The organism is uncultured Phascolarctobacterium sp. (assembly GCF_934190775.1).
Taxonomy (GTDB): Bacteria; Bacillota; Negativicutes; order Acidaminococcales; family Acidaminococcaceae; genus Phascolarctobacterium_A.
In genome coordinates this window covers 13,529-25,730 of sequence record NZ_CAKPTG010000007.1, presented here as the reverse complement: position 1 = coordinate 25,730, position 12,202 = coordinate 13,529, and the positions used below count along the sequence as shown (strand labels likewise).

The 12,202-nt window shown below is 47.4% G+C and carries 11 protein-coding genes; all 11 read left to right on the top strand.

Going from position 1 to position 12,202, the window contains the following annotated elements:
• Positions 1–6: 6 nt before the first annotated feature.
• The 11 genes from Q0G26_RS05325 to Q0G26_RS05275 all read left to right on the top strand — a co-directional run bounded on the left by Q0G26_RS05325 (position 7) and on the right by Q0G26_RS05275 (position 12,087).
• A complete protein-coding gene (locus tag Q0G26_RS05325) occupies positions 7–897 on the top strand; it encodes a lysophospholipid acyltransferase family protein (protein ID WP_293829064.1) in 891 nt (296 codons plus the stop codon).
• Positions 898–918: 21 nt separating this feature from the next.
• Positions 919–1,767 (top strand): UDP-3-O-acyl-N-acetylglucosamine deacetylase, encoded by an 849-nt coding sequence (gene lpxC / locus Q0G26_RS05320; RefSeq protein WP_293829063.1) that lies wholly within the window; start codon positions 919–921, stop codon positions 1,765–1,767.
• A gap of 3 nt (positions 1,768–1,770) precedes the next feature.
• Entirely contained in the window at positions 1,771–2,217 is a 447-nt protein-coding gene (gene fabZ, locus Q0G26_RS05315; protein ID WP_021720680.1) for a 3-hydroxyacyl-ACP dehydratase FabZ, read from the top strand.
• Between the two features lie 176 nt (positions 2,218–2,393).
• On the top strand, positions 2,394–3,200 hold the full coding sequence (gene lpxA / locus Q0G26_RS05310; protein WP_021720679.1) for an acyl-ACP--UDP-N-acetylglucosamine O-acyltransferase: 807 nt from the start codon (positions 2,394–2,396) through the stop codon (positions 3,198–3,200).
• Positions 3,201–3,204: 4 nt separating this feature from the next.
• Positions 3,205–4,011 carry a UDP-2,3-diacylglucosamine diphosphatase LpxI gene (lpxI, locus tag Q0G26_RS05305; RefSeq protein ID WP_366517743.1) on the top strand — a complete coding sequence of 269 codons (807 nt, stop codon included), beginning with the start codon at positions 3,205–3,207 and terminating at the stop codon, positions 4,009–4,011.
• A gap of 104 nt (positions 4,012–4,115) precedes the next feature.
• On the top strand, positions 4,116–5,252 hold the full coding sequence (lpxB, locus tag Q0G26_RS05300) for a lipid-A-disaccharide synthase (protein ID WP_293829062.1): 1,137 nt from the start codon (positions 4,116–4,118) through the stop codon (positions 5,250–5,252).
• Positions 5,249–6,982, top strand: a complete 1,734-nt coding sequence (msbA, locus tag Q0G26_RS05295) for a lipid A export permease/ATP-binding protein MsbA (RefSeq protein ID WP_293829061.1) — start codon at positions 5,249–5,251, stop codon at positions 6,980–6,982. Before lpxB ends, msbA begins: the two co-directional genes overlap by 4 nt.
• A gap of 19 nt (positions 6,983–7,001) precedes the next feature.
• Complete coding sequence (gene lpxK / locus Q0G26_RS05290) at positions 7,002–9,533, top strand: tetraacyldisaccharide 4'-kinase (RefSeq protein WP_293829060.1); 2,532 nt, start codon at positions 7,002–7,004, stop codon at positions 9,531–9,533.
• Positions 9,530–10,264 carry a 3-deoxy-manno-octulosonate cytidylyltransferase gene (kdsB, locus tag Q0G26_RS05285; protein ID WP_293829059.1) on the top strand — a complete coding sequence of 245 codons (735 nt, stop codon included), beginning with the start codon at positions 9,530–9,532 and terminating at the stop codon, positions 10,262–10,264. Before lpxK ends, kdsB begins: the two co-directional genes overlap by 4 nt.
• A gap of 14 nt (positions 10,265–10,278) precedes the next feature.
• Positions 10,279–11,097 (top strand): 3-deoxy-8-phosphooctulonate synthase, encoded by an 819-nt coding sequence (gene kdsA, locus Q0G26_RS05280; protein WP_293829058.1) that lies wholly within the window; start codon positions 10,279–10,281, stop codon positions 11,095–11,097.
• Positions 11,098–11,112: 15 nt separating this feature from the next.
• On the top strand, positions 11,113–12,087 hold the full coding sequence (locus Q0G26_RS05275; RefSeq protein ID WP_293829057.1) for a KpsF/GutQ family sugar-phosphate isomerase: 975 nt from the start codon (positions 11,113–11,115) through the stop codon (positions 12,085–12,087).
• Positions 12,088–12,202 lie beyond the last annotated feature (115 nt).

The following is a 12,202-nucleotide window of genomic DNA, read 5'->3' as shown; positions in this document are numbered from 1 at the left end:
GAAGGCTTGTTAGGTTATTATATAGTCAAGCTTTTTAGTAAATTTATGTGTGTTTCACCCCTTTGGCTGCGCAAGCTGGTAGCAAAATTTCTGGGAAGCGTAGCTGTGGCGGTTGTACCGCGTTGGCGTATGCAGATGGCAGAGGCCAACATTTGCGAATGCCTGGGGGTTGATGAAGCAAGAGCGGCCCAAATCGCTGAAGAAAGCCTGCATCGCTTTGGCCGCATGGTAGTGGAGGTTATGCGCTTCCCCTTGCTGAACAAGGATAATATTGACCAAAAGGTAAGGGTAGAAGGCCTGGAATATCTGGAGGCTGCCTATGCCCAGGGCAAGGGCGTCATTATGGCTACCGGCCATTACGGCAACTGGGAGCTTTTAGGCGCAACTGTAGCGCTGCATGGATATCCCATGCTTTCTATTACCCGTAAGCAGAATAATGGTCATATGGATAAGCTCATCAATGAATTCCGCCAGATGGTGGGACAAAAGGTTACCTATAACCGTGGTGAGCATGGATTGCTGGCAATCAGCCGTATGCTGCGTGAAAAAAATCTTCTGGGGATTCTTTATGACCAGGATACGAATGATGATGGCGTGCGCATTGATCTGTTCGGCAAGGATTCTGTTATCCCGATGGGACCAGCGGCGCTTTCGCGTATTTACGGTTCACCGATTTTACCGATCTTTCTGCACAATAATGCAGATGGCAGCTGTACTGCTAAAATTTATCCTCCCTTGTACACCCCGAAAACCAAAAACAAGGAGCAGGATTTTTATGCAGTAACTCGTGAGCTGGTTACAATTCTGGAGCATGAGATTATTGCGCATCCGGAAATGTGGTTCTGGGTGCATGACCGTTGGAAGGACGGACGCCAGCGTTTTGGCAGAAAAAAATAAATTTGATAAAGGAGGAGCAAAATGACCGAGCAAAAAAAAGAATACCAGCATACAATTGCTAAAGAGGTATCCTATTCCGGCATTGGCCTGCATTCCGGCAAGGATGTGCTGATGACGCTGAAGCCTGCAGCACCTGATACAGGCATTATCTTCATCCGTACTGATTTACCTGACAGACCGGAAATAAAGGCTTTGCCGGAGAATGTAAGCTCCACGGTAAAGGCAACAACACTTAGTGCAAACGGTGCTGAGGTTTTTACGGTTGAGCATCTTATGGGTGCGCTGTCTATGATGGCGATTGACAATATCCGTATTGAAATGTCTTCCCCGGAACCGCCGGTAACTGACGGCAGTGCTAAGGTTTTCTGCGAGCTGATTGAGCAGGCAGAACCTGTGCAGCAGGAGGCAGAGCGTCATATATATGCCGTTGATAAAGCATTTTCCGTTTATGATAATGACCGTTACATCGTTATTTTACCTTATGACGGCTACAGAATTTCTTTTACATCCATCAACAGTCATCCTATGCTGGGAACCCAGTATTTCGATATCCTGCTCGATAAGGAGAGCTTTAAAAAGGATATTATGGCTGCCAGAACAGTTGCTTTTACTTCCGAGCTGGAAATGCTGCGTAAGATGGGCTTGGGACTTGGCGGTTCTTTAGAGAATGTAGTTGTTTTTGATGATGAAAAAATTCTTTCCGTACCGCGTTTTGACGATGAACTGATTAGACATAAGATACTTGATGCCATTGGCGATCTGTATCTGCTGGGACCGATTAAAGCGCATGTTATTGCCGTAAAAACAGGACATGCCTTTAATTCGCAAATCGCTAAGCAGATTCAGGCTTACAGAACAAAGGGGGAGTAATAAATGACAGTATTAGATATTAACGAAATTAAAAAGATTCTGCCGCATCGTTATCCGATGCTTTTGGTTGACCGCATTCTGGAAGTTGAGCCTATGAAGCGCGCAGTAGGTATTAAAAATATTACCGCTAATGAAATGCAGTTCTTAGGTCATTTCCCTAATGAACCGATTATGCCCGGCGTGCTGCTGATTGAGGCTATGGCTCAGGTTGGCGGCGTTGCTATGCTGTATCCGGAAGAAAACCGCGGCAAGATTGCTGTTTTCGCTAAAATAGACAATGTACGCTTCCGCAAGCAGGTTGTGCCTGGCGACCAGGTTGTAACCACCGCTGAGGTAACTAAAATTATGCGCGGCAGCATGGGTATCATTCATTGCGAGGGTAAGGTTGACGGCAAGGTTGCCTGCGAATGCGATTGCACCTTTGCTATTATGGACCCGAAAGAAAATTAATCAGCAAAATACAAAAAAGCTGTAATTGGTAGAATAAGCGAGCAATACAGCTAAAATTAATGCTAAATTCATTTAACTGTGATTTTTGTAGTGTTAAAAATCGTGGATACCTGTGATTATAGTATTATATTTATATTTAATTGCTTGATTAATATCTTATTTGGGGAGTGAAAATAATGAGTTCGGTTATTATGCCAACTAGTGGTATCCATGAAACTGCAATCATTCATCCGTCTGCTAAAATCGGCAAGGACGTAAGCGTAGGTCCTTATGCTGTTATCGACGAAGATACGGAGATTGGCGACGGCTGTGTGATTGGCGCACATGTGACTATCCATCCATATACTAAAATCGGCAAGAATTGCCACTTTTTCCCGGGCTGCTCTATTGGCGCAGTACCGCAGGATTTAAAATTTGTAGGTGAAAAAAGCTATACCATTATCGGGGATGGCGGCAGCTTCCGTGAATGCTGCACTGTTCATCGTGCATGCGGCGAAGGCAACGAAACCCGTATCGGCAACAATATCCTGATGATGGCCTACACCCATGTAGCACATAACTGCATTGTAGGCAATAATGTTATTATGTCTAACGTGGCAACGCTTGCAGGCCACGTTATCGTAGAGGACCGTGCCGTTATCGGTGGCTTGTCTGCAGTACACCAGTTCTGCAAGATTGGCCGTAACGCCATGATTGGCGGTATGGCACGTGTAACCCAGGATGTTCCTCCGTTCATGATCTGCGCCGGTGATCCTGCTTTTGTTTCCGGCCTGAACAGCGTTGGTCTTTCCCGTGCCGGTATGCCGGTAGAAGAGCGCAGCGAGCTGAAAAAGGCTTTCCGCATTCTTTATCGCAGCGGCCTGCCGCTGCAGGAAGCAATCAGCACTATGGAGCAGGAGCTGACAAGCTCCGAGCCTATGGAACATCTGCTGCGTTTCCTGCGTAATGTTGAACGCGGTATTATCCGTACACGCAGAGGCTAAGGCTATGGAGGTGCTGGGCGTACTTTCAGGTGTCGGACATCTGCCGGTAGAGGTAGCACGCTCGGCAAAGGAGCTGGGTTACCATGTTGTCGCTGTAGGTGTTGTTCCCGGGATTGACGAGGAGCTGCCTGGCAGTGTTGATGCTTATTACGATATCAACATCGGCAAAATTGGCAAGATTATTTCTACGCTGAAAAAAAATAAGGTTACCAAGGTCACGATGATCGGTAAGGTAACAAAGGAAGTTTTGTACAAAGCAGGCAGGATTGTTCCTGATCTGCGGGCGATAAAAATTTTAGCTACTATTCCAGACCGCAAGGATGATACTATCATGAATGCGATTGTCAAGGAGCTGGAGGACGAAGGCATTGAGGTTATGGATCAGACCTTGCTGATTAAACCGCTGCTGCCGCCGCCCGGTGTTCTGACAAAGCGCAAGCCTACGGAGGCTGAGCTTGCGGATATGGAATTTGGCTTTGAGATGGCGAAGGCTATCGGCGGACTTGATATTGGTCAGACCGTAGTTGTGAAAAATCGTGCTGTGATGGCAGTAGAAGCAATTGAAGGCACTGATGCCTGCATTTTGCGCGGCGGTTTTTTAGGCAAGGGCGGTGTGATTGTAGCCAAGGCTGCTAAGCCGAAGCAGGATCAACGCTTTGATATTCCCGGTTTTGGTACAACAACGATTGAATCTATGATTCATGCCGGTGCTACCGGAGCTATCATTGAAGCAGGTAATACTATCATTCCGGAGCGCGAAAAGGTGATTGCGCTGGCAGATGAGCACAATATTACCATTCTTGTAAAATAAATATCGTAAAAATTTCGTATTTCTTAGCGGCTGATAGCTTATGTCAGCCGCTTTTTGTGTTATAATATATACTGAATATATATAGGTAAATGCAAGGAGACATCATGGCGAAAATATTAATATCTGCCGGAGAAGCCTCTGGCGATATCCATGCAGCTGCTGTGACTGCTGCTATAAAAAAACTTGATAGCAAGGCTGAGGTCTTTGGCATGGGCGGCGACGCTCTGCGTCAGGCTGGCGGCGAGGTACTGTGGGACATTAAGGATCATGGCGTAATGGGCTTTGTGGAGGTTATCCGCAAGCTGCCGGATTTATTCCGCCTGCGCAGTGCTTTCGCGCGCGTTATGGACGAACGCAAGCCGGACTGCCTGGTGGTTGTCGATTATCCTGGTTTTAATATGAAGCTGGCTAAGCTGGCTCATGATAAAGGAATTCCTGTTGTATCATATATTGCACCGTCGGCGTGGGCCTGGAACAAGGGACGTGCCAAAAAGGTTGCCAAAATAGTGGACAAGGTTGCCTGCATCTTCCCCTTTGAATATGACGTATATAAGGAAGCAGGCGCGCCGGTAGAGTTTGTCGGCCATCCGCTGGTAGATATTGTGCACCCGACGATGGCAAAGGCTGAGGCTGAAGCGTGGGCTGGTAAGCAGCCTGGCAAAAAGTTGATATTGCTGATGCCCGGCAGTCGTCTGATGGAAATTGAAAAAATGCTGCCGACATTGCTGGCAGGCGCCAAGCTTTTACAAAAGCAAATGCCGGAGGTGCAGTTTGTTATGCCGCGTGCCAATACCATTCCGCTGGCCATGCTGCAGGAAAAAATTGCGGCGTATGGCGTAGATGTAAAAATTACCGAAGGCCATAACTATGATTTGTTCAGTGTGGCGGACCTGGCGCTGGCAACTAGCGGCACAGTAACGCTGGAGGCTGCTTTATGCGGACTGCCGAGTGTAATTGTCTATCGTACATCGGCACTGAACGCTTTTATAGCACGTCTGGTAATCAACATTCCTAACATCGGCTTGCCGAATATCGTTGCCGGCAGAACAATTATGCCGGAGCTGCTGCAGGAGGACTTCACCCCGGAAAATTTGGCCAAAACTGCAGTTGAGCTTTTGCAGCCTGAGCGTCAGGCACAGCTACAAAGCGATTTGGCATATATGAAGCACAGACTTGGTGAACCCGGTGCGGTAAACCGCGTTGCACAATTAATCTTAAAAATGACTGAGGAGAAAAAATGAATTTATACTTTCGAGCATTGAAATATATTAAACCATATTGGAAACGAGGCTTGGCAGCTGGAATTTGTACTATTATTGCTGCAGGTGGTACAGCTTATTTGCCGTTTGTTATCAAGGATATGGTTGACCAGGTGTTGAGTGAAAAAAATACAACGATGCTGAATTGGATAGTATTAAGCATTGTTGTTGTATTTGTTATTCGTGGTATTGCTTATTATGGTCAGAGCTATCTGATGAACTATGTTGGTCAGCGCGTGATTATTGATATCCGTAAGGCCGTTTTTGAAAAGCTGCAGCGCTTGAGCATGAGCTTTTACGACAAGCATAAAACCGGTACTATTATGAGCTATGTTACCAATGACGTAAGTGCATTGCAATCCGCGATGGTAGAAAACGTTGTGGAAATGATTACTGAAACAGTGATTTTAGTAGCTTCTATTGTCATGATGATTTATTTGGACTGGAAGCTCTTCTTAGTAACTTTTTGTACCTTCCCGATAGTTTTATGGTTTATTGACAATTTTGGTAAACGTATTCGTAAATCTGGTAGTCGTATCCAGGAGGTTACTGCTGATATTACGTCTGTGTTACAAGAGGTAGCCTCATCTCCGCGAGTTATAAAATCGTTTGTACGCGAAGACTATGAAATAGACCGCTTTGATAAAGAAAATTTGAATAACTTCCGTGCGAATATGAAGTATGCGCAGCTTTCCTCAACGCTTACCCCGACGATTGAATTTGTGGCAGCTGTCGGCGTATCCATTATTCTCTGGTACGGCGGCAACAGTGTTATTAACGGCAGCATCACTGCAGGCTCTCTGGTAGCCTTCCTGACCTATGCTGTTAATATTTCTAACCCGATTAAACGTTTAAGCCGTGTTATCGGCAATATCCAGAAGGCTTTGGCTGCAGCGCAGCGTGTGTTTGACGTACTTGATTTGCCGGAGGTTATTAAAAATGCGCCTGATGCTAAGCTGCTGCCTAAGGTGAAGGGCGATGTACGCTTCAATGATGTAAGCTTTGCTTATAATGAGAACGAAGAGGTGCTGAGCCATGTTTCCTTCGAGGTTAAGCCTGGCGAAATGATTGCCTTTGTTGGTCCTTCCGGTGCAGGCAAGTCGACTGTTGCCAGCCTGCTGCCGCGCTTTTATGATGCAACGAGCGGCAGCATTACGATTGATGGCGAGGATATCCGCAAGGTTACGCTGAACTCTCTGCGTGAGCAGGTGGGTATTGTACCGCAGGAAACAGTGCTGTTCAACGGCTCTGTGTATGATAACATTCTTTACGGCCGCCTTGATGCGACTCGTGAGGAGGTAGAGGCAGCAGCAAAGGCTGCGAATGCCCATGACTTTATTATGCAATTGCCTAATGGTTACGAAACAATGCTGGGTGACCGCGGTATGAATATTTCCGGTGGTCAGCGTCAGCGTATTTCCATTGCCCGGGCAATATTGAAAAACCCGCAGATTCTGATTCTCGACGAGGCAACCTCTGCACTCGATACTGAAAGCGAGCGCGTGGTACAGGAGGCTCTGGACCGCCTGATGGTAGGAAGAACATCCTTTGTTATTGCGCATCGTCTTTCGACGATTAAAAATGCTGATAAGATTATGGTACTGGAAAAGGGCCAGCTTATCGAGCAGGGTACCCATGATGAGCTGATGGCTATGGACGGGCTGTACGCGCATCTGTATAAGATTCAGTATCGCAGCAAGGAAGCCAAGTAAGGCGAAAAGAGGTTAGTAAATGTATATACTCTACAATATTCTTATTTTAATAGTGCTGGTAATTTTTATTGTCCCCTATTACACTTACCGCCTGTTTACAGAAAAAGGCTTCGCTTTGCGCTTTAAGCAGAGTCTGGGCTGTGTAGATGAAAAGGAAATTGCTAAGGTTATCGGCAAGGACTGCGTTTGGATTCATGGTGCGTCCGTAGGTGAAATTGTTGCTACCAGTCCGCTTGTCAAACAAATCCGCAAGGAAATGCCTGAGCGTCCGGTGCTGGTATCTGCCTTTACCGTAGGCGGTTACAACATGGCCAAGCAAATTATTCCTGAAGCAGATGCTATTATCTACTTCCCGCTGGATTTACCATTTGTCGCAGAATCCTTGGTCAAGCGTATTCATCCAGGTGTATTCATGCCGGTAGAAACCGAGCTGTGGCCTAACTTCCTGCGTGCTATCCGCGAACGCCATATCCCTGTAATGATGGTCAATGGCCGTATTTCTGAAAAATCCGTTAAAAACTACAAATATCTTTATGGTATCTGGGATGATATGCTCAATACCGTAACCCGCTTTTGCATGCAGTCCAGCATCGATGCCGATTATATTGCGCATCTGGGTGCTGACCGCAGCAAAATCTTTGTTACCGGCAATACTAAGTTCGACCAGACCTATGCGGAGGTTACGCCGGAGGATTTGGCGAAATATCGCTTTGAGCTGGGCTTAAAGGATGATTATCCTATTATCGTTGCCGGCTCTACGCATCCCGGCGAAGAAAAGGTGCTCTTTGAATCCTTTAAGCGCATCCGTGAAAAATATCCGCATGCGCGTCTGATTATCGCACCGCGTAAAACTGCCAGAGCAGATGAAATTGCCAAGCTGGCAAGCCATTACGGCTACGAAACAGGCTTCCGCTCCAAGATGCTTGAAGAAAGTGGCGAGCGTAAGGAATATCCTTTGCTGATTATCGATACCATCGGTGAGCTGGGACGTATTTATGCTGTAGGCGATGTTGTTTTCGTCGGCGGTTCCTTCAGCAATACCGGCGGCCACAACGTACTGGAGCCTGCTGCTCATGCCAAACCGATTCTCGTCGGCCCGAGCATGCAGAACTTTAAGGATTCCTATGCACTGTTAAGTAAGGTTAAGGCCTGCAAGATGGTGAACAATAATGATGAGCTGACAAAGGAAATGCTGGACATTCTGGGTAATGACGAGCGTCGTGCGCAGATGGGTGCAGCTTCCCTGCAGGTTATCAAAGAGAACCGCGGCGCAGATGTGCGCAGTATCCGTTATCTCAAGGAGCTGCTTGATTTAACTGCTGTGCCTGCCCGTGAATACAAAAGCTATCCGATTAATACGCGTAACCTGACAGATGAGGGCGGCGGACGCCTGCGTCACGGTGATGCGATTATCCAATATGTTATGCAGGTTGCCTATGGACCGGAAACACCGTTCTTCGGCTGGCTGCTGCTGGCAGTTCTGCGTGGCATGTCTTATTTATATGAGTTTGGTGTCTGCTGCAAGCTGTCTATGTATAATTGCGGCCTGCTGCACAGAGAAAAGCTGAACTGCTGCGTTATCTCTATTGGTAATATTACCGTAGGCGGCACCGGGAAAACACCTACCGCCCAGAAGATGGCGGCAATTATCAAATCTATGGGCTATCGCGTTGTTATCCTGAACCGCGGCTACCGTTCGCACTGGGGCAAGGAGCTGGGCGTAGTTTCCGACGGCAATAAGATTTTCATGACTGCCTATGAAGCAGGTGACGAAGCTTACCTGATGGCGAAAACTTTGCCGGGAATTCCTGTAATCATCGGCAAAAACCGTGCCGTTACCGGCCGTTATGCTGTTGAAAAGCTGGATGCCGAGGTTATCATTATGGACGATGGTTATCAGCACTGGCAACTGGAACGCGATCTGGATGTAGTTCTGGTTGATACGCTGAATATGTTCGGCAATGGTTGCGTGCTGCCGCGCGGTACCTTGCGTGAGCCGCTCGAAAACCTGAGCCGCGGCGATTTGTTCCTGCTGACTAAAACTGACCAGAGCAGCAAGCTGAGCCGCATTCAGCTGCGTCATACTATTGCTAAATATAATGACAAGGCACCGGTGGTCGAAAGTATTCACCATCCGAAAAATTTTGTGGAAATTGCTGACTGGTATAAGGGTATTTCCGAAAATATCAAGGATCTGGAAGAGCTGCGCGATAAAGACGTTATGGTATTTTCTGCAATCGGCAATCCTTCCTCTTTTGAACAGACACTATCCAGTATAGGTTTGAATATCATGGAGGCTGTACGCTACCCTGACCATCACGATTATGGTATGCTGGAAATGCAGTACATCAATGAGCGTGCCAGCAGCCTGAAGGCTGTAGCGATGGTAACTACGGCGAAGGATGCTGTTAAGATTCCTACTGAATTTATTTATTCTGCCCGCGAAATTCCTCTGTATATCCTGAACATGGATATCTGCATTACCGAGGGTATGGATAAGTTCAAAGAATATATTGACCATGCCATTAAAAAGGAGCTTGATAAAAAATGAAAGTTTTATGCGTAATTCCTGCACGTTATGCTTCTACCCGTCTGCCGGGCAAACCGCTTTCTCTGATTGCCGGCAAGCCGATGATTCAACACGTTTATGAGCGTGCCTGCCAGGCTAAGCTGCCGGACGAGGTAGTTGTAGCTACTGATAATGAGCTTGTCAAAAAGGCTGTAGACGGCTTTGGCGGCAAAGCAATGATGACTTCTCCCGACCATCCGAGCGGCACTGATCGTCTGGCTGAGGTAGCGCTGAACTATCCCGATGTTGATGTTATCGTTAACGTACAGGGTGATGAGCCGATGATTCCGCCTGAGGTTATTGACCGTCTGGCTGAATGCTTTACCGGTGACAGCGAGCTGCAGATGGCAACACTGAAGGTTGCTATGAACGAGGAGGATTACAACAATCCTGCTGCCGTAAAGGTTGTAACCGACCTTAACGGCTATGCATTGTACTTCTCCCGCAGCCTGATGCCGTATCCGCGCAATAAGCCGGAGGGATACAAGGTTTATAAGCATGTAGGCATTTATGCTTACCGCCGCAGCTTCCTGCTGAAATATGCAGCACTGCAGCCGACACCGCTGGAAAGAGCGGAAAGCCTGGAGCAGCTGCGTGCACTGGAAAATGGTTATAAGATTAAAGTTCTGGAAAGCGATTTCCAGGGCATCGGTGTTGATACCCCCGAGGATTTGGCAGCAGTCAATGAGCTGCTTGCTAAAATGAATAAATAAGCTGGAGGATACTTATGCAAATCGTTCAAGTTGGTAATTATGAAGTAGGTCAGGGCCATCCCCTGATGCTGATGGCAGGTCCCTGCGTGCTCGAAGGCTATGAGCGCAGCCTGATGATTGGTCAGCGTACAAAGGCTATCTGCGACAAGCTGGGCATTCCCTATGTATTTAAGGCTTCCTTTGATAAGGCTAACCGTTCCTCTTATGCTTCCTTCCGCGGACCCGGCATTGAAGAGGGCTTAAAGCTTCTGGCACAGATTAAAAAGGACATTGGTGTTCCTGTAGTAACCGATATCCACGAGCCTTGGCAGGCTGAAAAGGCTGCCGAGGTTGTAGATATTCTGCAAATCCCGGCTTTCCTGTGCCGTCAGACCGATTTGGTTTATGCAGCTGCCAAAACAGGCAAGACTGTTAATGTAAAAAAAGGCCAGTTCCTTGCACCTTGGGACATGAAAAATGTTATCAAAAAGGTTGAGGAAGCAGGCAATCATAATATTCTGCTGACCGAACGCGGAGCAAGCTTCGGCTACAACACACTGGTAACCGATATGCGCGGTCTGGCCATTATGCGTGAGCTTGGTTATCCCGTAGTTATGGATGCTACTCACAGCGTACAGATTCCCGGTGGCCAAGGCACCTCCAGCGGCGGTCAGAGCCAGTATGTTCCGCATATGGCACGCGCTGCTGCGGCTGTAGGCATTGATGCATTGTTCTTAGAGGTGCATGATAATCCGGCAGAAGCATTGAGCGATGGTCCGAACATGGTTAAGCTGGATAATCTGGAAAAATTATTGACCGACGTACTTGCCATTGACAAGATTGTACGTGGCTAAAGGTAGGGTGAGAACATGGAAGCAATGCTAAAGCATGCACAGGATGTTCTGCGCATGGAGGCAGAAGCAATTTTAGAGCTGGTGCCGCGTGTAGATGAAAATTTCGCTGCAGCAGTAAAACTGATTTTAGATTGCCAGGGCCGTACCGTTATTACCGGTATGGGTAAATCCGGTCTGATTGGCCGCAAAATGGCAGCAACCTTAGCCAGTACCGGTACACCGTCCTTTTATCTGCATCCTGCAGAGGGCATTCATGGTGACCTGGGCATGGTTACGGAAAGCGACGTTGTTATTGCGCTTTCCAACAGTGGTGAAACCGGCGAGGTTTTGAATATCCTGCCGTCCTTGCGCCGCATTGGTGCCAAGATTATCGCTATGGTCGGCAAGCCTGATTCTACCTTAGGCAAAAATGCCGACGTTGTACTTAATGTAGGTGTCAGCAAGGAGGCGTGCCCGCTTGGTCTTGCACCGACAAGCAGCACGACTGCAGCGCTGGCCTATGGCGATGCGCTGGCTTTGGCGCTGCTTAAAAAGCACAACTTTACCGCAAGTCAGTTTGCTATCTTCCATCCGGGCGGCAGCCTGGGACGCAAGCTGCTTTTGACCGTAGGCAGCATTATGCATAAGGGCGAGGATAACCCGACTGTGCTGGCAGATACCAAGGTACAGGATGCTTTGTTTGTAATCACCGACAAAGGTCTGGGTGCTGTATCCGTTGTTGATGCGGACGGCGTTATGCAGGGTGTGCTGACTGATGGTGATATCCGCCGCGGTCTGAGCAAGGGTGTTGATTTCCTGCAGCGTCCTGTTTGCGAGCTGATGACGAAATCTCCGAAAACAATTACCGAAGACAAGCTGGCAGCGCAGGCTCTGCATCTTATGGAAAGCAACAAACCGAAACCGATTACCGTATTGCCTGTTATTGACAAAGACAATAAGGTTATAGGCCTGCTGCATATGACCGACCTGGTAAGACAGGGAGTGGTGTAATGAAAAAAATCTTAGAATTTCCCTTTGGCAATAAGCAAAACAGACATGAAGAAATATTGTCTTTTGATGATGAGATAGAATCTATATTTGATGAAGATGACGAGGATGATGATTT